This window comes from Streptomyces sp. NPDC092370 (assembly GCF_044755265.1).
Classification (GTDB): domain Bacteria; phylum Actinomycetota; class Actinomycetes; order Streptomycetales; family Streptomycetaceae; genus Streptomyces.
Genome location: NZ_JBIVQO010000014.1, coordinates 160,468 through 182,850 on the forward strand (window position 1 = coordinate 160,468; position 22,383 = coordinate 182,850).

Annotated in this window: 27 protein-coding genes; 26 read left to right on the forward strand and 1 reads right to left on the reverse strand. The window is 70.4% G+C overall.

The genetic code is table 11. The annotated features are described in order from the left end of the window. The first annotated feature begins 10 nt into the window (after positions 1-10). The 4 genes from ACIQHQ_RS32685 (at position 11) to ACIQHQ_RS32700 (ending at position 1,703) form a co-directional block, all read left to right on the forward strand. Entirely contained in the window at positions 11-181 is a 171-nt protein-coding gene (locus ACIQHQ_RS32685; protein WP_402618981.1) for a hypothetical protein, read from the forward strand. An 87-nt stretch (positions 182-268) separates the two neighbouring features. Continuing rightward, positions 269-715, forward strand: coding sequence for a hypothetical protein (locus tag ACIQHQ_RS32690; protein ID WP_402618984.1), 447 nt, complete (start codon positions 269-271; stop codon positions 713-715). A 51-nt stretch (positions 716-766) separates the two neighbouring features. After that, positions 767-1,219 (forward strand): helix-turn-helix domain-containing protein, encoded by a 453-nt coding sequence (locus ACIQHQ_RS32695; RefSeq protein WP_402618987.1) that lies wholly within the window; start codon positions 767-769, stop codon positions 1,217-1,219. A gap of 79 nt (positions 1,220-1,298) precedes the next feature. After that, positions 1,299-1,703, forward strand: a complete 405-nt coding sequence (locus tag ACIQHQ_RS32700; protein WP_402618990.1) for a hypothetical protein — start codon at positions 1,299-1,301, stop codon at positions 1,701-1,703. Between the two features lie 815 nt (positions 1,704-2,518). Here the strand turns inward: ACIQHQ_RS32700 and ACIQHQ_RS32705 are convergent. Next, positions 2,519-3,130, reverse strand: coding sequence for a hypothetical protein (locus ACIQHQ_RS32705; protein ID WP_402618993.1), 612 nt, complete (start codon positions 3,128-3,130; stop codon positions 2,519-2,521). 31 nt (positions 3,131-3,161) lie between these two features. Here ACIQHQ_RS32705 and ACIQHQ_RS32710 point away from each other — a divergent pair, with 31 nt between their 5' ends. The 22 genes from ACIQHQ_RS32710 to ACIQHQ_RS32815 all read left to right on the forward strand — a co-directional run bounded on the left by ACIQHQ_RS32710 (position 3,162) and on the right by ACIQHQ_RS32815 (position 22,322). Further along, on the forward strand, positions 3,162-3,695 hold the full coding sequence (locus tag ACIQHQ_RS32710; RefSeq protein ID WP_402618996.1) for a helix-turn-helix domain-containing protein: 534 nt from the start codon (positions 3,162-3,164) through the stop codon (positions 3,693-3,695). Between the two features lie 6 nt (positions 3,696-3,701). Further along, positions 3,702-4,961: a PBSX family phage terminase large subunit gene (locus tag ACIQHQ_RS32715; protein ID WP_402618999.1), complete on the forward strand. Its 1,260-nt coding sequence runs from the start codon at positions 3,702-3,704 to the stop codon at positions 4,959-4,961. Between the two features lie 6 nt (positions 4,962-4,967). Then, positions 4,968-6,452 carry a phage portal protein gene (locus ACIQHQ_RS32720; protein WP_402619002.1) on the forward strand — a complete coding sequence of 495 codons (1,485 nt, stop codon included), beginning with the start codon at positions 4,968-4,970 and terminating at the stop codon, positions 6,450-6,452. A gap of 224 nt (positions 6,453-6,676) precedes the next feature. After that, positions 6,677-7,180 carry a hypothetical protein gene (locus tag ACIQHQ_RS32725; protein WP_402619005.1) on the forward strand — a complete coding sequence of 168 codons (504 nt, stop codon included), beginning with the start codon at positions 6,677-6,679 and terminating at the stop codon, positions 7,178-7,180. Positions 7,181-7,195: 15 nt separating this feature from the next. After that, positions 7,196-9,466 carry a phage minor capsid protein gene (locus tag ACIQHQ_RS32730; RefSeq protein ID WP_402619007.1) on the forward strand — a complete coding sequence of 757 codons (2,271 nt, stop codon included), beginning with the start codon at positions 7,196-7,198 and terminating at the stop codon, positions 9,464-9,466. 4 nt (positions 9,467-9,470) lie between these two features. Then, positions 9,471-9,650 carry an Rmf/CrpP fold protein gene (locus tag ACIQHQ_RS32735; RefSeq protein WP_402154151.1) on the forward strand — a complete coding sequence of 60 codons (180 nt, stop codon included), beginning with the start codon at positions 9,471-9,473 and terminating at the stop codon, positions 9,648-9,650. Positions 9,651-9,747: 97 nt separating this feature from the next. Continuing rightward, the gene (locus tag ACIQHQ_RS32740; RefSeq protein ID WP_402619010.1) at positions 9,748-10,350 is read left to right on the forward strand and encodes a hypothetical protein; all 603 of its coding nucleotides are present in this window, start codon (positions 9,748-9,750) and stop codon (positions 10,348-10,350) included. A gap of 15 nt (positions 10,351-10,365) precedes the next feature. After that, a complete protein-coding gene (locus tag ACIQHQ_RS32745; RefSeq protein WP_402619013.1) occupies positions 10,366-11,370 on the forward strand; it encodes a major capsid protein in 1,005 nt (334 codons plus the stop codon). A gap of 3 nt (positions 11,371-11,373) precedes the next feature. Next, positions 11,374-11,562, forward strand: a complete 189-nt coding sequence (locus tag ACIQHQ_RS32750) for a hypothetical protein (RefSeq protein WP_402619016.1) — start codon at positions 11,374-11,376, stop codon at positions 11,560-11,562. 4 nt (positions 11,563-11,566) lie between these two features. Further along, positions 11,567-11,956: a hypothetical protein gene (locus ACIQHQ_RS32755; protein ID WP_355717869.1), complete on the forward strand. Its 390-nt coding sequence runs from the start codon at positions 11,567-11,569 to the stop codon at positions 11,954-11,956. Continuing rightward, entirely contained in the window at positions 11,953-12,267 is a 315-nt protein-coding gene (locus ACIQHQ_RS32760) for a hypothetical protein (RefSeq protein WP_402619020.1), read from the forward strand. The genes ACIQHQ_RS32755 and ACIQHQ_RS32760 overlap by 4 nt, the downstream gene beginning before the upstream one ends. Beyond that, entirely contained in the window at positions 12,264-12,617 is a 354-nt protein-coding gene (locus tag ACIQHQ_RS32765) for a minor capsid protein (RefSeq protein WP_402619023.1), read from the forward strand. Before ACIQHQ_RS32760 ends, ACIQHQ_RS32765 begins: the two co-directional genes overlap by 4 nt. Further along, on the forward strand, positions 12,610-13,032 hold the full coding sequence (locus ACIQHQ_RS32770; RefSeq protein WP_402619026.1) for a minor capsid protein: 423 nt from the start codon (positions 12,610-12,612) through the stop codon (positions 13,030-13,032). Before ACIQHQ_RS32765 ends, ACIQHQ_RS32770 begins: the two co-directional genes overlap by 8 nt. A 12-nt stretch (positions 13,033-13,044) precedes the next feature. Further along, positions 13,045-13,515 carry a phage tail tube protein gene (locus ACIQHQ_RS32775; RefSeq protein WP_402619029.1) on the forward strand — a complete coding sequence of 157 codons (471 nt, stop codon included), beginning with the start codon at positions 13,045-13,047 and terminating at the stop codon, positions 13,513-13,515. 2 nt (positions 13,516-13,517) lie between these two features. Beyond that, positions 13,518-14,000, forward strand: coding sequence for a hypothetical protein (locus tag ACIQHQ_RS32780; RefSeq protein WP_402619032.1), 483 nt, complete (start codon positions 13,518-13,520; stop codon positions 13,998-14,000). A gap of 77 nt (positions 14,001-14,077) precedes the next feature. Beyond that, the gene (locus tag ACIQHQ_RS32785; RefSeq protein ID WP_402619035.1) at positions 14,078-14,200 is read left to right on the forward strand and encodes a hypothetical protein; all 123 of its coding nucleotides are present in this window, start codon (positions 14,078-14,080) and stop codon (positions 14,198-14,200) included. A 53-nt stretch (positions 14,201-14,253) separates the two neighbouring features. Further along, complete coding sequence (locus ACIQHQ_RS32790; RefSeq protein ID WP_402619038.1) at positions 14,254-16,302, forward strand: hypothetical protein; 2,049 nt, start codon at positions 14,254-14,256, stop codon at positions 16,300-16,302. Positions 16,303-16,304: 2 nt separating this feature from the next. After that, positions 16,305-17,639 carry a phage distal tail protein gene (locus ACIQHQ_RS32795; protein WP_402619041.1) on the forward strand — a complete coding sequence of 445 codons (1,335 nt, stop codon included), beginning with the start codon at positions 16,305-16,307 and terminating at the stop codon, positions 17,637-17,639. Between the two features lie 12 nt (positions 17,640-17,651). Then, the gene (locus ACIQHQ_RS32800; protein WP_402619044.1) at positions 17,652-18,659 is read left to right on the forward strand and encodes a hypothetical protein; all 1,008 of its coding nucleotides are present in this window, start codon (positions 17,652-17,654) and stop codon (positions 18,657-18,659) included. Positions 18,660-18,669: 10 nt separating this feature from the next. Beyond that, complete coding sequence (locus ACIQHQ_RS32805) at positions 18,670-19,767, forward strand: hypothetical protein (RefSeq protein WP_402619046.1); 1,098 nt, start codon at positions 18,670-18,672, stop codon at positions 19,765-19,767. Next, entirely contained in the window at positions 19,767-20,579 is an 813-nt protein-coding gene (locus ACIQHQ_RS32810; RefSeq protein ID WP_402619048.1) for a hypothetical protein, read from the forward strand. Before ACIQHQ_RS32805 ends, ACIQHQ_RS32810 begins: the two co-directional genes overlap by 1 nt. Positions 20,580-20,582: 3 nt before the next feature. After that, the gene (locus tag ACIQHQ_RS32815; protein WP_402619050.1) at positions 20,583-22,322 is read left to right on the forward strand and encodes a hypothetical protein; all 1,740 of its coding nucleotides are present in this window, start codon (positions 20,583-20,585) and stop codon (positions 22,320-22,322) included. Positions 22,323-22,383: the final 61 nt, after the last annotated feature.

Sequence of the window (22,383 nt, forward strand, 5' to 3'; positions counted from 1 at the left end):
AAGGAACGCAATGTTCATCGTTCGATACGGCGACGCGATCGCCGTCGTGGCAGGGGGCGTGACCCTCGCCGCGGCCGGCGTGCTCGGCGACGTCGCGCCGGCGTGGTGGATCGTGTGGGCCGCCGGCGCCGCCATCGTGGCCGGCGCCCGCGTCTACCGCAGCCGGCTCGACCGGCGCTGATCCGCCGGCGGGCCCCGGACGTCACCCGGGGCCCGCCGTCCACCGGCCGGACGTCACCCGGCCCGACACCCCAGGGAGCAACCCCCGATGCGCGTCACCATCCCCGGCGCCCTCGCCGACCACCTCGCCGCCGCCGACCTCGCCACCGGCCCCGCGTCCGTCGACCCGGCCGCGCCCGCAGCGCGCGCCACCCTCGACGCCGGACGCCGCGGACGTGGCCGCACGCTGGAGATCACCCCCCGGTCGACCGCCGTACTCCAGTTCATCAGCGCGTTTGCCGAGGCGATCCTGATCAACCGCACCTTGCACACCACGGCCGAGGTGCGCGCCGCCCGCACGTGGCTCGACCGCGCCGGCCGCGCCACGACCACGCTGGCCGCCGACCTCGCCGCCGCGGAGGACGCCGCCTCCCTGGTCACGGAGGCCGAAGCCACCGCGGGCACATGGCGGGGCGAGTGGATCGGCGAGCACGCCACGGCCGCCGCGCCCGCCCTGTTCCCCCTCGACCGCGAACAGGGCGCCCTGTTCGCGTAGCCACCGGCCCGCCCACCCGGGCACGCCCGACCACCACCAGGAGCACCACACATGGGCATCGACGAGCACAACCGCCGCGCCACCTCACGGCAGGGACTCACGCCCCCCACGGCCGCGGACCGTTTCAAAGAGCAGATGCTCACGATCATGAACGAGTACGAGCAGGCCCGCCGCGACGAGATCACCGCAGCCGGCGGAGACGCGGACGAGGACCGCGACCCGCTCGAATTCGTGCGCGACCTCGCCGACGGGTACGAGCAGCGCCGGGGCGACGAAACCGCCCTGGTCCGCTACCTCGACCAGGTGGCCCGGCAGCTCAACCCCGAGGACGTGCGCGCACTGCGCGTCGCCGCCGAGGCCGTCAAAAAGGTCACGCCCCTGATCATCCGCATTGCCGCGGACGAGGACGGCATGACGCCCGCGCAGATCGCTGAAGATCTCGGCATGACCGAGTCGTACGTCTACCGGATCTTGCGCGAGCACCGCGCCAATTTCGAGCAGTAGCCCGCACACAGGTGCGGCCCGCACACGGTGACGTCACCACCGGGCGGGCCGACTGACCACGATGGGAGCAACCCCCAGCATGACCACCAGCAACCCTACCCAGCGCCGTGCCCAGCCCGTCGCGGGCACCCGACCGAGTGTCCGCCTCGACGAGCAGTTCGCCCGAGACCTCGCCGTTCTAATGCAGACCGGCGACGATCTGACGACCGCCATGCGGACGGCCGTCGGCATCGTGGCCAACCTCTATCGGACTGCGTGGCACCACCAGGTGACGCCCGTCGGCACCGCGCCGACGCTCGGTTCATACAGGTTCATCGAGAAGCCGCCGTTCGTCGGCCCGGCGTCCCTGCCGCAGGTCGACCACAACGGTCCCATGTGGACGCCCAGCAGCAGGCAGACCAGTACGGATGACGCCCGTCGGCAGGAGCAGCCGCCCCGACCGCCGCAGCGTCAGCAGGCTCGCCGACCGGTCGGCCGCCCGTAGTCGACAGCACAGCAGCAGCACCGCGCCCCGTCCGCCGAATCGTCGGCAGACGGGGCGCCATTGGCTCCGCCTCAGCGATGAAGCGCGGGATCCTCGCGCGTGAGGATGACCGGCAACGTTCCGCCCAGCAGGGCGCAGAGCACCGCGCGTCTGCCCGTTGAGCCAGGGGGCAGCAGCCAGAATCACGATGACGACGACGATTACATACGGCCAGCCAGGAGCCAGCGCACCCGGCAAACCACTACCACCACACACTCGCTGACCTGTCTCCGACATGCGAACTCCTCCTGGTTTCGGGCCATTTGAGTCAAGCCTGGCACGCGATTATGGGTCGCTCCTCCCCTTCACATGGCCGCGATGCGCCATTTGGAGCGAGACCTGTCGGATACGTCTGGGGCTTGCCGGACTTCTTAACGCCCGCGTGCCCAAGTCGTTATGCGGGAGACCGCCACCACGTTGTGGAGTCGAAGCCGTTGACGTTGGTCTTGCGATCGGTCGCCGGCCGTCCCGGCACGCGAGTTGCACCGTGACCGGTCCGTGAAGGGCGAGGCACTGCCCGAGTGGGACGCCCCCACGCGCCCCGTACAGAACTCGTGGTCGCTCGCCGCCGAGGCCGCACGGCACCGCGTCGAGCTGAACGCGATGGGAAGCCAGAAGTGGCCGAACCGACCGACGTACCCGCCTTGCGACCGGTCGCGGGCCCGCTCGCGCGCGCGAGTTGCGCCGTGACCTTTCTGTGACCTAAAGTTGGCCGCGTCTTCGGCGTGCCCAAAACCTGGCGCATCATCGCCAGAGTCGCACCGCCGAATGGGCGCTCACCCCTCGCCACCCATCCCAGCCTCAGGCTCCACAGGCCTAAGGTGCTCATTCGTAGTCAAGTGCCACCGCTGCCCAGCGCTGTCCGTGAAGTACGCATGCGGATCTAGCAACATAGGAACGTCGTAGATAATGAATTCTGCCACCTCAAAGGGCGCGAGAAATACGGGCGCAGACAGTGACTCTCGCGACCCATCGATGCGGCGCACGTCTACTTTCGACATCCAATGAGGTCCATATTGCGCAGTCACCGCATGCAACTCGGCGGGGCTGTGATTGCCGACTTCCACGTGAACGTTGCTGCCGTTCGTTCCTGCCACTCCGGCGAAGTAGCGATAGTTCAAATCAACCTTACGCGCCTGTTCCCATCGGCGCTCCAAAAGGAATGCTGAGAGTTGCTCATGCTGCAACGCCAAGACATCGGCCTGCTTCGCGATGAACTCACGCTGTTCCCTTGCCTCCCTCTTTTGACTTCTCAGAGTGGCCCAGGCGCCATAGGCCGCCACGCCCGCGAAGACGCCAGCCACCCAGGCCGGCGCGCTTCCCCAATCAACCCACGAAAGGTCGATCGACGGGTTAGGCATAGAGAATTCAGGTAGCGACACTGGCATACATGACAATATAGACGAAACCGGTGATATCTTGCCGCGTCCCATTGACGACAAGGATCGCGCCGCCGTCCGCCGCCTGCACGCCGCGGGCAAGTCCCGTAACGACATCGCCCGCGCCATCAAGCGCAGCCCCTCGACCGTGTCGAAGATCGCCGCATCGTTCGACCCGCCCCTGTCGTTCGACCGCGCCCCGCAGGTCGAGGCCGCGACCCGCGTCCGTACCGCCGACCTCGCCGCCCGCCGCGCCGCCCTCGCCCTCGACCTACAGGGCGACGCCGAACGGCTACGGGCGCAACTATGGGCGCCCACCGTGCACGGCGAGTTCGCCGGCCGCGAGGGCGATTGGCACGAGACCCACCTACCGCAACCCCGGTTCGGCGACCAACGGGCGATCATCGCGTCGGTACAGACCGCCGTCGGCACCTCGCTACGCCTTGCCCCGGCCGAGGGCGGAGAGGACGCCGGAAAGGTGCGCAGCATGTTGGGCGCCCTCGGCGAGGCCCTGACGCAGGCCGCCAACGACGACCGGGCCCACGACGACGACGGGGGCGCCGCCGGGGGGTGAGCCTCAGTGCTCGACCTCGACGGGTTGCCCCTGTCCCGGAAGCAACTCCGCAGCATCGGGCAGGCCACGGCCCGTATCAACCTGTGGCACGGTTCCGTCCGGTCCGGGAAGACGGTCGCCTCGCTGCTGGCGTTCGTGATCGCCGTCGCCACGGCCGGACCGTCGGGCCTGATCATCGTGGTCGGTCGGTCGTTGCAGACCATCGAGCGCAACGTGTTGGAGCCCCTACAGGACCGCGCGTTGTTCGGGCCCCTCGCACGGCACGTCGTGCACACCCGCGGGGCGACCACGGCAACGATCCTGGGGCGCACCGTCCACCTGATCGGCGCCGCGGACGCCCGCGCCGAGGGCCGGCTACGCGGCCTTACCGCACAGCTCGCCTACGTCGACGAGGCAACCCTGTTGCCCGAGGCGTTTTGGACCCAGCTACTCGCCAGGTTGAGTGTCCCGGGCGCCCGCCTGTACGCCACGACGAACCCCGACTCGCCGCGCCACTGGTTGAAGGTCGGATACGTCGACCGCATCGGCGAACTCGACATGCGGGCGTGGCACTTCCGCCTCGCCGATAACCCGTCCCTGTCCGCCGAGTACGTCGCGTCGCTCGCCGCCGAGTACACCGGCCTATGGCGTAAACGCATGATCGACGGCGCATGGGTTGTCGCCGAGGGCGCCATCTACAGCGAGTGGGACGAAGACCGGCACGTCGTCGACGAGTTGCCCGCCATGCGCCGCCACTGGTTGGGCGTCGACTACGGCACGACGAACCCCTTCTCGGCCGTCCTGCTCGGTCTCGGCGCCGACGACCGCCTGTACGCGGTCGCCGAGTGGCGATTCGACTCGCGCGCCGCCCACCGCGCCATGACCGACGCGCAGTACAGCGCCGCCGTCCGGGCGTGGCTCGCCGACATGGACGTCGCCCCCGAGTGGACGTTCATTGACCCGAGCGCGAAGTCGTTCAGCACCCAGCTTTGGCAGGACGGGCACCCGGGCGTCGCCCGCGCCGACAACACGGTCGCCGACGGCATTCGATCCGTGGCCGCCCTGCTCGCCGCCGGCCGCCTGTTCGTGCATCGGTCGTGCGACGGCCTGCTCGGCGAGCTCCCCGGTTACGCATGGGACCCCAAGGCCACCGAGCGGGGCGAGGACGCCCCGTTGAAGATCAACGACCACAGCGTCGACGCGTTGCGCTACGCCATCCACTCGACCTCGCACGAGTGGCGCCACCTGCTCACCGCGCGCACGCCCGACACCACGACCAGGAGGTGAGCCGGAATGGCACTGCCCGAGAACGGCGCAGCGTGGCCGCCCCCGGACTGGGCCGCGTACTACGACCGCATAGCCGTTGACGATGCCTGGTACTCCGGAGACCGGACCCGGCTCGCCCGGATCTACGGCCGCGAGCAGAAGACACCGCGCCGCCGCCTGTGGTCCCGCCGCAGCACCGCGCACCGCCCCGGCCGCGACACCCGCTTGCACGTCCCGTTCGCCGGCGACATTGCGCAGACGTCCGCCGACATGCTGTTCGCGGACATGCCGACCGTCACCGTCGAGGACACGGCCACACAGACCCGCCTCGACCAGTTGCTCGCCGACGGACACACACAGCAGATGCTCTTGTCCGCCGCCGAACAGTCCGCCGCCCTGTCTGGGATCTACCTCCGGACGACGTGGGACCGCGAGTTGGTCGACCGGCCGCTACTCACCGCCGTGCAGCCCGACAACGCGATCCCGGAGTTCCGTTGGGGGATGCTCGCCGCCGTCAACTTCTGGCGGGAACTCCCCGGCAGCACCACACAGCAGGTATGGCGGCACGTCGAGCGGCACGAACCCGGCCGCATCGTGCACGCCCTGTATCAGGGCAGCGGCGACAACATCGGTCGCCGCGTGCCGTTGCTCGAACACCCCGATACGGCCGGCCTGGTCGGCAGCATCGAGCGCGACGGAGAGTCGACGATCACGGGTATCCGGCAGCTCACCGCGGCCTACGTCCCGAACATGACTCCGAACCGTCTGCACCGGGGGTCGCCGATGGGGCGCAGCGACTACGCCGCGCCGATCTATGACCAGCTCGACAGCCTCGACGAGGTGTGGACGTCATGGATGCGCGACATTCGACTCGCCCGTGCGCGCCTGATCGTTCCCGATGGCTACCTACGGTCGAACGGGCCCGGCAAGGGTGCGTCGTTCGACGAGGATGCCGAGGTATACGCGCAGCTCAACATGCCGCCCACCGAAAACGGCGGCATCACGCTGAGCCAGTTCGAAATTCGGGTCGACGAGCACCAGCGCACGGCCGAGGCCCTGATGAGGCAGGCCGCCCAGTCCGCCGGATACGCCGCGCGCGCGTTCGGCCTCGACCAGGGCGGGGGCGCCGCACGCACCGCGACCGAGGTCGACAGCGACGACGACAAATCGGAGATCACCCGCAGGAAGAAGGCCGGCCACTGGAAACAGGGACTGGCCGACATTCTGTCCGCCCTGCTCGCCCTCGACTCCGTGCACTTCCGCACGGGTGTTGCCCCCGAGCGCCCGCGGGTGGAATTCCCCGACGGCGTCGCCGAGTCCCCGATGGACACCGCGACGACCCTCGAACTACTCAACCGGGCGCAGGCCGTCTCGACTCAGACCCGGGTGAAGATCGTTCACCCCGACTGGGACGACACGGCAGTGAAAGCCGAGGCCGCAGCGATCCTGCGGGAAACCGGCATGGGCGAGGCGCCCGACCCGGGCGACACGTACCCGCTCAGCGTGCGCTAGTAGCGAACGGAACGGCGCTGCTGTGGTGGTTGGGTCAGAGTTCACCCATGACGGCCCCTCGTGCCCCTCGTGTCCGCCTATCCGACCGGTTCAGGAGACGAACGCTCACGTCTCAGCCCCCCGAGCCGGAGCCGCAGGCACCCCCCGAACCGGAGCCGCAGGCTCCGGACGAGCCGGAAACCACGGACGACCACGAGCAGCACCCCAACAGGGTGCATACATGGATGAACACGGCTTCCACGGTGATAACTGCATTCATTGCTATTCCGGCACTCGTCCTCGCGATCATCACCTACCAAGATCAACAAGCGGACTCTGAAAGCAGCGCCCGCAAGGAAGCATCGCAGATTGCTTGGTATTGGCAAACGCGCGATAAGCAACCGACGCATCTCGTCCTGGAAAACAGAAGCCTTCGGCCGGTCTATCGCGCATTTGTCAACATCGAAGACGACAGCGAGGACAATCGACAGGTGTTCTACTTTGACGACACCGTGAGCCCGTGCAGCAGAGTCACTTACCCCCTAGGCGCTCACGGGAAAGATGTTCTTACCCAACTCAATGCGGAACTGTTTTTCACTGATTCACTGGACCAACTTTGGAGAATGAATTACACGGGCGTTCTTAAGAATCTCGGGGAGGGTAGGAACGTGAAGATGACAACCGACTTGAACATGGTCGAAACCTGGAAACTGAAAAGTGAATATGAGGAGCTTTCCGCCTGCGGCTGAGGATTAGGGGGTGGCATGCCAATCCACCCCGGCATGGTCGAGGATCTCGCCACGGGCACCCGTAACCTGTATGCGCAGGCCGAGGAACGCCTGTTGGGCATGATCGCGCGCCAGCTCGCCGCTGGCCTCGACGCGCCCGGGTGGGTCGAGGCCAAGCTCGCCGCCGTGCAGACGCTACGGAGGGCCGCACAAAGCGTCGTCGACGAGCTGGGTAAGGCGACGCAACTCGAAGTGTTCGACGCGGTCGCCGAGGCGTACAACGTCGGCCACCGGTCGGCCGTAGCCGAGCTGGGCGCCCTGTCCGACGACGCCCGCGCCCTGGTCGACGAGCGCACCCCGAACGCCCAGGCCGTCGACCGCCTCGCCGCCGAGGCCGTCGACGTCGTCACCGCGACCCATCGGTCGATCCTGCGGGCCGTCGTCGACACCTTCCGGGCCGTCGTCGCGTCCGTGGCCGCCACGCCCCTACTCGGTATCGGCACCCGCCGGCAGGCCACGCAGGACGCGATGCGACGATTTGCCGACGCCGGTATCCGGGCGTTCGTCGACCGCGCCGGCCGCCGTTGGCAGCTCAGCTCTTACGCCGAGATGGCAGTCAGGACGGCGACCGCGCGGGCCGCGACCGAGGCGCACATGCGCACCCTCGCCGACGCCGGGGTCGAGCTGGTCGTCGTCAGCGACGCCCCGCGCGAGTGCCCCCTGTGTCGGCCCTGGGAAGGGCGCGTACTGACGATCAGCGGGCCCGCGGGCGCGCGTACGGTCGAGGTCGAGCACGCCGTCGAGGACGGCCGCATGGTCCCCGTCCGGGTGGCCGGCAGCCTCGACCAGGCCAGGGCCGCAGGGTTGCAGCATCCCAACTGCCGCCACAGCGTGAGCATGTACTCGCCCGGACTGACCCGGATCGAGCAGGCCACCAGCGACCCGGCCGGCTACGACGCCGGGCAGCGTCAGCGCGAGATCGAGCGGACCATACGGAAATGGAAGCGCCGCGAGGCCGCCGCCATCACGCCCGAGGCGCAGCGCGTCGCCCGCGCCAAGGTTCGCCAGTGGCAAGGCGCCATGCGCCAGCACCTCGCCGACCACCCCGATCTACGCCGCAACCGCGTACGCGAGCAGATCGGCGCCGGTAACCTCCCCGAGCCCCGGAGGGAGGCGACCGCCGAGCAGGTCGAGGCCGCCCGCGTCTGGTCGGGCGACGACGCCAGCGTGCGCGAGATGAGCGACGACCAGCTCGCCGCCGCCATGCGCTCGAACCTGCTCGACGACCGCGCCCGCCGCCGGATGGAGGTCGAGGCCGACCGCCGCGACCTCGACGCCCTGCTCGACCGCGCCGCGCCCCGCGGCACCCTCGCCGCCGATCTGACCCCGTTCAGTGACGCGGAGTTGGGCCGGCTGGTCGGGCACGTCGACGACGCCGACGCCCTACGGATCGCCGCCGAGCTCGACCGCCGCGACCTCGCCGCACGACTCCCGGGCGTCCGCCCGGATCTGGTCGGCCTGTCCGACGACGAGCTCGCCGCCCGCGTCCGCTACGCGATCGAGCACGGCCTCGACGACGTCGACCAGCTCGCCGCCGAGGCGCACCGCCGCGACCTGCTCGCCGCGATGTTCCCCGGCGGGCGCCTGCTCGACGACCTGTCCGGTCTCGGCGACGACGACCTCGCATGGGCGATGCAGTACGCCGACAACGGCGAACTACTGCGGATCGCCGCGGAGATGGACGCCCGCGAGGCCGTCGAGCTACCCGAGCCGGCCGACACCGGCGACGCCGTCGAGAACCTGCTCGCCGACCGCGACGCCCTCGCCGAAGCCATGGGCGACACCGTGCCCGGCCCGGCCGCGTGGGGCGCCCTCGCCGCGGACCAGGCCGTCGACGACCACCTCGACGACGACGCGTTTTGGGCCGACCTACGCGACGCCTCAGCCGCCCTGTACGGGGGCGACGACGACGAGGACAAGGACAAGGACGAGCGGCATCTCATCACTCGCCGCGAGGCCCGCGCCCTGTACGACGAGTACGTGTATCGGCAGTACCTACAGGCCGAACAGGACTGCAACGGCTACCTACTCAACAAGAAGGCCAAGGCCGCCGGGCACAACCCCGCATCCCTGTTCAGCGGGCCCGCGCGCATCGCCTACGCGCGAGCAAGCGACGAGCTGAAAGAGTGGTGGAAGGAACACGGCCGGCTCACGCAAGCCGAGTTCATCGAGTCCGTGACCGGCAAGGCGCAGCGATGGGCCGACGGCGCCCGCAAGAACGAGAGCGACCAGCAGAACAAGAGGTGACCCCATGGGCACGCGCGAAGAGATCGTGAGGGCACTCACGGCCGGCCGCGAGGCAGGCGACCGGGGCGACCCGCCGACCGCGTGCCCGTACCCGCTCACCTCGACACTCAGCACCGCATGGATACGCGGATACGCCGAGCGCCGCCCCGTCGCCGACCAGGGCGACCAGGACGTCGACGACTGACAACCGAACACCGCAGCACGACCCCGAAGGGGGGTCCGCCACTACGGCGGGCCCCCCTTTCGCATGCCCGATTCCGCCCCGTCCCAGGAGAGCCACCGTGCCCGACCCGAACCCGAACCCGAACCCGTCGGCCGACCCCTCGACGGACCCGGCCAACCCGCCCGCGCCGCCGGCCAACCCGCCGGCCCCGGCCGCGCCGCCGGCGGGCCCGCCGGCCCCGCCGCAGGGCGACCCCCAGACGCCCGCCGAGGGCGACGTGTCCACGCTCCCCGAGTGGGCCCAGAAGCTCATCAAGGACGCCCAGCAGGCCCCGAAGGAGCCGGCCCCGGCCGCGCCCGAGCAGGCCGCCGAGGGCGACCTGTCCCGCCTGCCGAAGTGGGCACAGCAGCAGCTCACCCAGGCGCAGGAGCAGGCCCGCACCGCCGCCGTACAGGCCGCCGTACTGCGCACCGCGCCGACCGCCGGCGCCAACGCCGCCGCCCTGCTCGACTCCCAGTCCGCCATGACCGCGCTCGCCGCGGTCGACCCCAACGACCACAACGCCGTGACGGAGGCGATCAAGGCCGCCGTGCAGGCACAGCCGCACCTCGCCGCCGCCGTCGGCCCCGCCCGCGGGGGCGCCGATTTCGGCAGTGCCACCCCGCAGGAGCGCCGGCCCGGTTCCCTGCACGACGCCATCGCCGCCCGTCTGGGCGCCTGAACCTAGGAGCACCCCATGCCCGTCACTCTGACCGAGGCGAAGAACAACGCGCAGGACGACATAGACGTCGCGGTGATCGACGAGTTCCGCAAGGAATCCGCGATTCTCGACTCTCTGACGTTCGCGGACGTCGTCAACCCCGCCGATGGGGGCGACACCCTCACGTATGGATACCGCCGGCTGATCACCCAGCCGACGGCGTCGTTCCGTCCGATCAACACCGAGTACACCGCGTCGGAAGTCCAGACGCAGCGATACACGGTCGACCTGAAGGTGATGGGTGGATCGTTCCGCGTCGACCGCGTCGTCGCCCGGATCGGCCCGGCCGCGTCCGGTGCCGTCACGCTGAACATGCAGCAGAAGATCAAGGCGACCCGCACGCAGTTCCAAGACACCGTGATCAACGGCGACACCGCCGTCGACGCCGAGTCGTTCGACGGCCTCGACAAGGCTCTGACCGGCACGGCGACCGAGTTCCGCGCCGGCGCCGTCACCGACTGGTCGGATTTCGACACCGACCCGCGCGCCGAACACAAGGCCCTCGACGCCGTCGACGAATGGCTGTCCCTGCTCGACGGCTCGCCGACGATCATTCTCGGCAACAAGCGTGCGCTTGCCCGCGTCCGCGCCGCCGCGCGCCGTGCCGGCATGTACACACAGAACCCGCTCGACGGCCTGCTCGGTCCGAACGGCCGGCCGATCGTCCGCGAGCAGTACGGCGACATCGTGTTCGCCGACCCGGGCGACAAGGCCGGATCGAACGACCCGATCATCCCGGTTGAGAACCGGACCGTCGGGGGCACGGCCGCGACTGGCCTTACCGACCTGTACGCGTACCGCGTCGGCATGGACGGTTTCCACGGCGTGGCGTGCATGGGTGGGACCGTCGTGCGTCAGTGGCTCCCCAACTTCGACTCCCCGGGCGCCGTCAAGTTCGGCGAGGTCGAGCTCGGTCCCGTCGCCGTCGCGCTCAAGAGCACCAAGGCCGCCACGGTCTTCCGAAACATCAAGGTGGGCTGACCCATGGCAGTGATCCGTACCCCCGTGAAGGACTACAGCGGGCCCGGTGTGGCCGGCCTGCACTTCGTCGACGGCCAGGCCGAGACCGACGACGAGGCCGTTATCGCCTACGCCCGCCGGCGTGGCTACGACGTCGAGGACACCGCGCCGAAGCGGAAGGCCCCGGCGAAGACCGAGCCCCCGAAGGAGTAGCCCGGTGCCCCGTGTCTACGCGACCCCCGAGCAACTGGCCGCGTGGACGGGGGAGCCGGCCCCGCCCGACGCCGAACGGTTGCTCGCCCGCGCGTCCGCCGACGTCGACGCCGCCCTGTTGTGCGCGTTCTACGCCACGAGCGACGCCGGCATGCCGACCGAACCGCACGTCGTGCAGGCCCTCGCCGACGCGACGTGCGCACAGGTCGAGTACCAGCTCGCCACGGGCGACGACGGAACCGGCGCCGCCGGCAGGTGGGGCAGCGTCTCTATCGGCCCGGTGTCTCTCGGCGACCGCCGCGACGACCCGCGGGCCCCGGGCGACGTCGACCTCGCCCCCCGCGCGCACCGCGCCCTGATGTTGGCCGGCCTGCTCCCGGGGGTGATCTGGTGAACGTCCCCGGGTGGCTGTTGCGCCACCGCGTCACGGTCGAGCCGTACGACGGCGACAGCGCGTACGGCCCGACCTACCGCCCGGCCGTCGAGGTGCGGGCCCTGGTCGCCGAACAGACCAAGCTCACCCGGAACCGCGAGGGCGTCGAGGTCACGTCGACGACGCAAGTCATCGCCGCGCCCGGCCTCGACTGCCCGGCCGAGTCCCGCCTCACCCTGCCGTCGGGGCGAGTGACCAAGGCGATCAGCGTCGCCAACCACACCGCGCCCGGCCTACCGGTGCCGCAGTCAACAGAGGTGATGTGCGAGTGACACAGCGTTCCCGCCTCCGGTTGAACGGGGCCGCAGTCATGCGCGGCACCCGGGCCGGCGCCGTCCGCGGCCTACGCCTCGCCTCCGAGCACGTGCTCACCGAGTCACGACGCGTCGTGCCGATCGAAGAGGCCACCCTCGAACGCTCCGGCGTCGCCACCGTCGACGAGTCGTCCCTCACGGCCGCAGTCAGCTACGACACCCCGTACGCCGTCCGGCAGCACGAAGAGTTGACGTACCAGCACGACGCCGGCAGGACGGCGAAGTACCTCGAACGGCCCATGACCGAAGAGGCCGACACCGTCGGCGAGATCATCGCCGCTCAGGTGCGGAGGTCGCTACGTGGCTGATGTGACCGACGGCGTCGCCCGCCTGCTCGACGGCCTCGACCTGCTCGCCTACGACCCGACCGGCAAGACCGGCGACACGTTCGTCGAGCGCATGCCGTCGACCCCGGATGCCGCCGTGTGCCTGTCCCTGTACGACGCCGGCCCCCCGGACGCGCGCAACGCCTACGACACCGTACGGCTACAGGTGCGCGTGCGCGGGGGCCCGGACCCGCGCGCCTCCCGCGACCGCGCGTGGGCGATCTACAGCGCGTTGCACGGCCTCGCCGGCGTCGACCTCCCCGACGGGACGTGGCTCATCCTCGCCGCCGCCCGCGGCACCCCCGGACCGATGGGCGTCGACGCCCAAGGCCGGCACGAACACGTCGTGAATTTCGACCTCGACGTGTCTTCCCCCAGCACTCACCGCACCGAATAGGAGGTAGCCAGCATGGGACGCCCCATCGACGCCCGCGGCTGGTATTTCGAGGTCGAGGACACCACGACCCCCGCAACCCCCGTATGGCACCGCATCGGCAACGTCAACTCCTGGTCGTACAGCCCGTCGGAGAACGAGGAGACGGCCGACACCACGACCAACGACAGCGAAGGCGCGTACGAACAGGACGTGATGCAGCGGGGCGCGACGCTGGAGGTCACCGGCCTGTGGTCGCAGATCGGCACCACCCGCGACCCCGGACAGAACTACATCGACAACACGTGGGCGTGGAAGCTCGGCAGCGAATCGCGCGGCCGGATGCGCTACCGCCACAAGTCGCAAGCCGACTGGACCGTTTGGGAGTGCACCGTTACGCCCGGCGAGCAGGGGGGCGAGCACAACGCCAAGACCAGTTGGGGCGCCACCTTCACCCGGTGCGGATTCCCGGACACCGAGCCCGTCACTGCCACCCCGGAGCCGTAACCATGATCGAGCAGCACGACGACCAGGCCCTCGACGTCGACCAGCGCGTCGACGACGTCGCCGACTTCGACGCGTTTTTCGCCGAGCAGGCCGAGCCGGAACGCCGCGGCGTACCGCTGCGCCTGTACGGCCGTACCTACACCCTGCCGCCCACCCTGCCCGCGCTCTACATGCTCCAGCTTCACCGCGTCATGCACAGCGCGCGCCCCGAGGACATTCGACGCCTGCTCGGCTCGCTGTTCGGCCCCGCGGCCGTCGACGACTGGGCAGAGGCCGGCATGGACGACCGCAAGCTCGGAATCGTCCTGATGTGGGCGACCGCCAACGTCGCCGACCCCGGCTCGCTGAGCATGGAACAGGCCGCCGCGGCGTACGACAAGCGCGAGGCCGCCAAGGCGGGAAAAGCCCCGCGGCCGGCGACGACGTCGAGGCCGAAGAACCGCCCGAAGGGCAAGGGGAAGGCTCGCAACTCTGGTCGGCAGTAGTCCGCCACTGGGGAGCGGTCGAGGCTGACCTACGCCGCGAGTACCAGCTCACCGCCGGCGAGGTCGCACGGCTCACCGTGCGCGAGTTCCTGGTGTGTCTGGGCGGCCTGTCGTCCGAGTCCCGGTTCGCCCGCGTGTGGCAGGCGACGCCCCGCGTCGTGACCGACCCCGACGAGATCGCACGACTCACCGGCAGGTGACCAGCACGACAACTGAATAGCGCGCCCTGCGGGGCGCCGATGGGGGGTGCAAAGTGGCCCTCACCATCGGCGAGTTGGTCGGCTATATCGACCTCGACGACTCCGGGGCGCAACGCGGAGTCGACCGGACCGAGGCCGCCCTCGCGGGTCTCCAGCGCGACGCCGACGGCCGGTTGCGCGACATGCGCGGTCGCTTCGCCGCGGCCGGCGCAGAGATGGGGGGCGCACTCGGCGACGGCATCGGAGGGGGCGCCGAGGAGGCCGGCCGCGGCCTCGCCGGTATCGGCCCGCTACTGGGCGCCGCGGCGACCAGTACCAAACTCCTGTCCGCCGGCGCCCTGGGCGCCGCGGGCGCCCTCGCCGCTGTACCGCTCGCCGTTATCGGTCTCGGCGCGAAAGTCCTCGCCGAAAACGAGCAGGTCAAGGGCGCTTTTAGCGACCTGGGCGAGCACGTCAAGGGGCAAATGCAGTCCCTTGCCGAGCCGCTGGTCGAGCCGTTCGTCGGCGCGGCCGGGCAGCTCCGGGGGATCTTCGACGACCTCGCCCCGCAGATCGGGAAGCTGTTCGAGGGCGTCGCCCCGCTGGTCGAGCCGCTGGTCGACGGCATCGGCGCACTCGCCAAGGGCGCCATGCCCGGACTGGTGTCCGCGGTCGACGCCGCGGGCCCCGTGATCGACGCCCTGTCGACCGGTCTCGGCGCGGTCGGCGACGGCATCGGCGGCTTCTTCGAGGGCGTCTCCACAGGCGCCGACGGGGCCGCCGAAGGGCTCGGCGGCCTGCTCGGCGCGGTAGGCGAGATCCTGCCCGCACTGGGCGGCCTGATCGGCACACTCGCCGAGGCCGGCGGGCCCGTCCTCGCCGCGGTAGCTAAGGCCCTGGTCCCGGTCGTAACCGGCCTCGCCGACGCCCTGGGCCCGGCACTGGCCGCACTCGGCCCGCCGCTTGAAACGTTCATCGGCGCACTCGGCGACGCCCTGGTGCCGATCGTCGGCGAGCTGGGCCCGGTCCTCGCCGCCCTCGCGGAAACGTTCGGCCTAGTCCTAGAGGGCGTATCGCCCATACTGCCCATACTGGGGCAATTGATCGCCGCGGTCCTGCCCGTTTTCGCGGAGCTGCTGACCGCCGTTCAGCCCCTACTCGTCACCCTGGGCGAGGCGTTCGCGCAGGTCATGACCGCACTCGAACCACTGGTGCCGGTCATCGGCGCACTACTGCTCGCCGCCCTCGACGCCCTCATGCCGATCATCGAACCTTTGATCGGCCTGGTCGGAAAGCTCGCCGAGATCCTGGCCGCAGGACTCGCGCAGGTGATCACGTCCGTCGTTCTGCCGATCCTTCAAGCCCTGGTTGCGTTGCTGCAAGGCGACTTCGACAAGGCGTGGCAGCTCGCCAAGACAGCCGTACTCAACGCAGCGAAGCTGATCGGCGAGGCCGCCGGCAAGCTCGCCGAGTGGGTCGGCAAGGGCATATCCGCCGCCGTCGACTGGATCAAGGGACTCCCCGCGCGGGCGTACAACGCCCTTGCACCGTTCGCCGGCCAGCTCGCCGAGCGCGCGCGCTCTGCCCTGTCGTCCTTCAAGACCAGTGTGGTCAACAAGGCCAACGAGGCGATTTCGTGGATGCGCGGTTTGCCCGGCCGGATCTCCAACGCCATCGGGAATCTTGGTTCGCTGCTGGTCGACAAGGGCCGCGATGTCGTGCGCGGCCTGCTCAACGGCGTAAAGAGCATGGGCGGTTGGCTCCGCTCCCAGTTGATCAGCTTCGCAAAGGACATGATCCCCGGGCCGATCGCCGACGCACTCGGCATCGCCTCGCCCTCGCGCGTCATGGCGAAGGACGTCGGCCGCTGGATTCCCGCCGGCCTGGTCAAGGGGATTCAGGGTGGAGCCGGCGCCGTCGACCGCGCCATGCGGTCGCTGGTCACCACGCCCGCCGTTCCCCAGCTCGCCCCCGCCGGCGCCACCGTCGGCGCCTACGGCTCGCCGTTCGCCCCGGCCGCCGCGGGCGTGACTGTCCAGATCGAGCATTGGCACGCCGCCGAGCACGGCGGGCCCGACGACAACGCGCGGGCCCTCGCATGGCTCGCCAAGGCAAGGGGGTGACGATGCCTGTCACCGCCACGGGCGCCGCTGGCGCCCTGGTCACCCGGCCCGGACACGTCCAGTACGGCGACCTGTTGCTCGGCCCCGACACCCCGTACCGGTGGCGAACGCTCAGCGGGTGGGGTGACCTCCCGCCCCTCGACCCCGGAACCGTGCAACGGGCCGACGCGCACGGGGCGTTCCCCGGGCAGTTGCTCGCGCAGCAACGGACGATCGGAGTCGACGGCCTGGTCGTGCGCGCACCGCGCGCGCAGATCGGCGAGGTCGTCGGCCGGCTGGAGGCCGCGACCGCGCCGCGCGTCGACGAGATCCCGCTCGTAGTGTGGCTCGACGAGCGCGGGCCCCTGCTCGCCTACGCCCGCGCCGTCCGTCGAGCCGTACCGACGACGACCGGTTACCGGCTCGGAACGATCGTCGGTGGAGCGATCGAGTGGGTCGCCACCGACCCGCGCCGCTACGCCCTCGCCGAGCAGGCCGCCACGGCGACGCTCCCCGTTTCCGAGGACGGCCTGTCGTGGGAGTCGGCCGGCGTCGAGGCACTGCCCGCCAAGCAGGCCGCCGGCGTCGGCGAGCTCTGGCAATGGTGGAGCGACGGCGACCCCGTCATCAGCGGCGACGGCACCGGCCCCGTATCCGTGCGACCCCTCGCCGAGTTCGCCGAACTTGTGTGGACCATCCCGGGCAACGCCTACGGGTGGCCCGTCGCCCCCGGCCAGACCGTCACGTTCGCCTCACAGGTCGCCGCCGACCGCAACGCGATTACGACGCTGCGATGGTGGAATGCGGCCGGGCAACACGTCGCCGACCAGTCGAGCGAACCGGGCGACGCATCGCTTACCGGCACCGCGCCGGCCGGCGCCGCCCGCGTGCAACCGGTCGTCCTCTTTCCCGCAGCACTCCCCGCGCCCGTACCGATCGGCACGTCGTCGCTCCGGATCAGCACGACCGCGGGCGTCCTCGCGTGGCCGCTCAACTTCGGCACGCCCGGCAGTACCGGCCGCATGTCGGCCGTCAACACCGGCACCGCGGAGACGCACCCGGTCGTCGAGTTCCGGGGCCCGGTCACCGCGCCGAGCCTGACCAACATCACGACCGGCGACGTCCTCGAATACGACCTCCCCCTCGCCGCCGGCGACGTCCTGGTCGTCGACACCCTCGCCGGAACCGTGACGCTCAACGGCACCGCCTCGCGCCTCTACACCGCGAGTAGCCGCAGCGTGCCCGAGCAGACGTTCACGCTCGCGCCCGGCACAACCCCCCTGATGTTCCGCGCCGCGCCCGGCAGCAACGACCCGGCCGCGTCCGTCGTCGTGCGCTACCGCGCCGCCTACTGGTAAGGAGCCCCCGCCGTGACCGTGCGCCCCGCATGGCTGTTGCCGCTTGGGCAGACGAGAGAAGACACCCGCCTCGCCCCCGTGGGCACGTGGTCGCCCGACGGCGAGATACGCACCCGCGACGGAGTGATCCCGGGCGGGAACCCGTTCGCCGCGACCGGCGCCGGCGCCATGTCCCTACAGGTCGGTATCGGCCGGGCAGCCGTGCAGGGCACGACCGCGCAGGGCGCCTATCCCGTCGCCGTCGACGCCCCCGAGACCGTCACTTTCACCGACGGGAACGCCCAGTTCGCCCGCATCGACTCTGTGATCTTGCGCGTATACGACGGCCTGTTCGACCAGAGCCAAAACGCCCTCGCCCGCGTCGAGGTCCTGGTCGGCACAGCGTCGGCGACGCCGACCGCGCCGACCCTTCCCCCCTGCTCGCTGCGACTGTGGGACGTCACCGTGCCCGCGGGCGCGTCCGCGGGCGTGGGCGGTATCAACTGGAACTCTGCCCTCGCCGACCGCCGCCGGTACACGGCCGCCGTGGGCGGGATCATCCCCCAGGGGTGGGGACTCAGTTTCAACGGAGCGTACGACGGCCAGTACCGCGACGCCGGCGGCACCCTCGAACGCTGGAACGCAGCCGACGGCACGTGGAAGACCTACCGGCCGCCCGAGCTCGCAACCGAGACGATCACCGGAGGCGTAAGCACCGCGGCCGGCTGGTCGCTGAACACCTTCGGCGCCCGCCGCCGTAACGGCGTCGTGCAGATGGTCGGTTACTGGACCCGGACCGGCGCGACCCTGCTCGCTAACCCCAACCTCGCCGACACCCTGGTCGCCACGCTCCCGATCGGGTGGCGCCCCGTCCTGCTGGTCGAGGCCGTCGCCTCGAACGGCTTCGGATTCGGCGCATGCGCCATCGGAGCCGACGGCCTTATGACGCTGCGTTCGTGGGCGGGTGGCGGACCGACCCGCACCGACAACGCCCTCGAAAAAGACACGAACGTGCGGATCTCCGCGACGTTCGTGCAGTAGGGGGCGCCGCGTGCAGACCCCTTACCGGTTCGTGTTCACCGACCTACGAAGCGACCAGGTACTCGACGCCCTGCCCGTACAGGGCGTCGCCCTCGACGACTACATAGGCAAGGTGGGCCGGCTCACCGGCAATGTGCCCATCCCGAACCGGGAGATCGCCGAGCGGGCCCGGCGGGCGTTGCAGCCCGGCCGTACGGGCGTATGGGTCGAGCGCGGGCGCGACATCTGGTGGGGCGGCATCCTGTGGACGCTGCAACTCGCGTCCAGCGCCCGGGGGTTTCTCACCGCGCAGATTCAGTGCGGCGGGTGGGAGTCATACCTATACCGGCGCCAGTTGCTCGACACCCAGGTCGCCCAGGGCGTCGACCAGTTCGACCTTGTGCGCGGCCTGCTCGACTACGTGCAGTCGACGCCCGGGGGCGATATCGGCATCACCTACGACGGCGAGCCGTCCGGCGTCACCCGCGACCGCGAGTTCAGCCGCTACGACCTCCCCACGATCGGCGACCTTATCGACCAGCTCGCCGCCGTCGAGAACGGTTTCGAGTGGCGGATCGCCAGTTACCGCGACACCGACGGCCGCCGCGTGAAACGGCTTGTGCTCGGTCACCCGATCATCCGCACCGGTACGGCCGAGATCGTGCTCGACCACCCCGGGCCCGTCCTCACCTACACGTGGCCGAACGACGCGTCGGCCCTCGCCAACGGGTGGCAGTCCCGGGGCGCGTCGATCAACAACAACCAGGCCGAAGACTCCTATCCGCTCATGTCCGAGCGCCTGGTCGCCGACGACGACATCGCCGCCGGGTGGCCGCGCCTCGACGGATCGTCGGATTACACCACCGTCGAGCAGGCGAAGACGCTCGACGCGCACGCCCGCGCCGACTGGACCGCCGCCCGCCGGCCCGTGCAGATCCCCGAGGTCGAGGTGTTGCTCGGCGACAACGTGAGCCCGGCCCTGCTCGGCGCCGCCGTCCGGCTACGCATCCGCGACCTGTGGCACTCCGACGTCCTCGACGGCCGATACCGCGTCGTCGGCCTGTCCATCAACCCACCCGAGCGAGGCCGCCCCGAGACGGCGAAGCTCTATCTGGAGGTTCCCGAGTAATGGCGTACGTCCCACAGGATCTACTCGACCGCGTCGCCGCCCTCGAACGCGAGGTGCGCACCCTCCGCGGCCGGGCGCAGATACGCCCCGCCCTCAACCAGGTGTTGAACGGCGACGTCGTGATCGGCGAAGGCGGGCGCCTGTTCGTCAAGGACCCCGACGGAACCCCCGTATTCGAGACCGGGCAGAGCCCCGCCGGCGACTACTTCACCCGCATGCGCCGCGACGACGGCGCACGCGCAATCAGCATCGGCGCCAACAGCTACCCCGAAGACGACGCCCCCTCTCAGATGGTCCGCATATGGGACCGGAATCAGAACGTCATCGTCATGGATGACTACTACTCCGACGAATTCCTCGGTCGCCCGTGGATGCCGGTACAACTGCACCCCACCGAACGGCAGGACTACGACGGCACGACGTACCAACCGGCATGGGTCGGCACCACGCCCGCCCATAACGCCGTACTGCACCTGTACATGACGACCTACGCGAACACCGGGGGTGGACAAGCCCGCGTCGTCCTCGCGCACGACGGCGTCGAGACCGAACTCGACGAGTGGGATTGCCCGGCCGGCACGTGGACCAACCGCACCATCACGCGCCCGCTCGACGGCCTGCAATTCCTGTCGTATTTCACGCTCCGCATTGAGCACCGCAACAAGTCGACCGGGCAGAACGTCGAAACTCGCCTGTACTCCGCGTACACCCGGAACACGTTCACCGAGGCCGAGGCGCCCGACGTGCCGACCGGCGAGGCCGCCAACGGCGCGACCGCCGAGCCCGCCGCCGCGCCCGTCGAGGAGGTGTGATCGATGCTCCCCGACGGAATCCCCACCGTCCGAGTCACCGGCCGATTCCTCACCCCGGCCGGCGAACCCCTCGCCGGGCAAGTCGTGTTCCGCGCGACCCCCGGCATGGTCACCTTCCCTGACTCCGACGTCATCCTCGGAGGGCCCGTTACCGCGCCGCTCGACGCGACCGGGGCGTTCGCCGTCACCCTCCCCGCCACCGACGCCCCCGACATGAACCCGACCGGCTGGTCGTACAGCGTCGCCGAGCAGCTCGCCGGCGTGGCGATGAACCGCGTCTATCAGGTGTTGCTACCGGCCGACGATCCCGAGGTCGACCTCGCCGACATCGCGCCGACCGACCCGACGACCCCGACGTATGTCGCCGTCCGCGGCGACAGCGCGTACGAGGTCGCGGTGAAGAACGGGTTTGTCGGCACGGTCGCCCAGTGGCTCGCGTCCCTGGTCGGCGCCCAGGGCGTCAAGGGCGACACCGGCGCGACCGGCCCGCAGGGTGTCGCCGGCCCGCAGGGCCCGCAGGGCCCGCAGGGCCCGCAGGGGCCGGCCGGCGCACCGGGCGTCGTGCAGTCCGTCAACGGCAAGTCTCAGGCCGCGGTCGTCCTCGCCGCCGCCGACGTGGGCGCCGTGGCCAACAACGGCGGATACAGCCGCATGGACGGCACGTTGCACGTGGTCTATGCCGGCACTCAGGCCGACGTATTCAAGGCGTCGGATGCGGCACAGTCGAAGTACACCGCCGTCAACAAGAACGCCGAGCTGATCACCAACGCGACGGCCACGTTCACCGACGCGCGAATCGGTGGCACGGGCGCCACGTTGGGCGGGGGAGCCGGCGGAGTCCTCGCGTTCGCCAACGCCGCCACGCCGCCCACGACGAACCCCGCGGGCGCCCTGCTGTGGGCCGAGGGCGGGGCGTTGAAGGTACGGCAGGCAGACGGAACCGCGTTCACTCTCGGTGCCGGGGGAGGCGCCGCGCCGGTTACGTCCGTCAACACCAAGACCGGCGACGTCGTGCTCACGGCCGCCGACGTGGGAGCCGAGGCCGCCGGTACGGCCGTCACGCTCAGCACCACGCAGACGATCAGCGGAGCGAAGACGTTCAGCGCCATACCGTCGAGCACCGTCGCACCGACCACCGCGAACCACCTCGCCCGCAAGTCGTATGTAGACGCCGCAGCGTTCGCCGGCGAGTGGTCGCCCGCCGACCACGGCCTCGCCGCGTGGGCGTTCGACCCCGCCCTCGCCGTGTCGACCGGCATCTACCCGGGGTCGGGCCCGATCCGGGTAACGGCCGTGATCCTCCGCGCCACGACCACGATCAACCGCGTTGTATGGTTCGCCACCGGTTACGCCGGCGGCCTGCAAACCGGATCGTGGGCCGCCCTCTACAACAGCAGCGGAACGCGCGTTGCCGCGACCGGCGACATGTCGACGGCCACCTACGAGCCGCCCGAGGAGCACGACGCCGGGGGCGGCACGATATCGAGCCCCCTCACCGCCGCCTACTCCGCAGCAGCCGGCATCTACTACATCGCGTGGCGCATGGTCTACAACACGACCACCCAGGATGGGCCCATGTTGCTCGCCGCTGAATCCGGCGCCGGCGCCCCGCCCAACCAGTTCGGTTACACCATGGTTCGCCGGTTTGGCGTTTACTCGACCGGCGCCAGCACCGCGCCCGCCTCGATCACCGTGTCGAGCATGGAGAACGGCGCGAACCGCTTTTGGGCCGCCCTCGCGTAGACCGCGCCGCCCCCTTCCCACCGCACGCCCCGGCACCGCGCCGAGGGCGTTTTTTCATGTC

Excerpts from the sequence above, each read along its gene's own strand:
- ACIQHQ_RS32795 (WP_402619041.1), top strand. The coding sequence starts at position 16,305 with ATGCCTGTCACCGCCACGGGCGCCGCTGGCGCCCTGGTCACCCGGCCC.
- ACIQHQ_RS32750 (WP_402619016.1), top strand. The coding sequence starts at position 11,374 with ATGGCAGTGATCCGTACCCCCGTGAAGGACTACAGCGGGCCCGGTGTG.
- ACIQHQ_RS32745 (WP_402619013.1), top strand. The coding sequence starts at position 10,366 with ATGCCCGTCACTCTGACCGAGGCGAAGAACAACGCGCAGGACGACATA.
- ACIQHQ_RS32720 (WP_402619002.1), top strand. The coding sequence starts at position 4,968 with ATGGCACTGCCCGAGAACGGCGCAGCGTGGCCGCCCCCGGACTGGGCC.
- ACIQHQ_RS32815 (WP_402619050.1), top strand. The coding sequence starts at position 20,583 with ATGCTCCCCGACGGAATCCCCACCGTCCGAGTCACCGGCCGATTCCTC.
- ACIQHQ_RS32695 (WP_402618987.1), top strand. The coding sequence starts at position 767 with ATGGGCATCGACGAGCACAACCGCCGCGCCACCTCACGGCAGGGACTC.
- ACIQHQ_RS32735 (WP_402154151.1), top strand. The coding sequence starts at position 9,471 with ATGGGCACGCGCGAAGAGATCGTGAGGGCACTCACGGCCGGCCGCGAG.
- ACIQHQ_RS32690 (WP_402618984.1), top strand. The coding sequence starts at position 269 with ATGCGCGTCACCATCCCCGGCGCCCTCGCCGACCACCTCGCCGCCGCC.
- ACIQHQ_RS32810 (WP_402619048.1), top strand. The coding sequence starts at position 19,767 with ATGGCGTACGTCCCACAGGATCTACTCGACCGCGTCGCCGCCCTCGAA.
- ACIQHQ_RS32725 (WP_402619005.1), top strand. The coding sequence starts at position 6,677 with ATGAACACGGCTTCCACGGTGATAACTGCATTCATTGCTATTCCGGCA.
- ACIQHQ_RS32730 (WP_402619007.1), top strand. The coding sequence starts at position 7,196 with ATGCCAATCCACCCCGGCATGGTCGAGGATCTCGCCACGGGCACCCGT.
- ACIQHQ_RS32780 (WP_402619032.1), top strand. The coding sequence starts at position 13,518 with ATGATCGAGCAGCACGACGACCAGGCCCTCGACGTCGACCAGCGCGTC.
- ACIQHQ_RS32700 (WP_402618990.1), top strand. The coding sequence starts at position 1,299 with ATGACCACCAGCAACCCTACCCAGCGCCGTGCCCAGCCCGTCGCGGGC.
- ACIQHQ_RS32685 (WP_402618981.1), top strand. The coding sequence starts at position 11 with ATGTTCATCGTTCGATACGGCGACGCGATCGCCGTCGTGGCAGGGGGC.
- ACIQHQ_RS32705 (WP_402618993.1), bottom strand. The coding sequence starts at position 3,130 with ATGCCAGTGTCGCTACCTGAATTCTCTATGCCTAACCCGTCGATCGAC.
- ACIQHQ_RS32775 (WP_402619029.1), top strand. The coding sequence starts at position 13,045 with ATGGGACGCCCCATCGACGCCCGCGGCTGGTATTTCGAGGTCGAGGAC.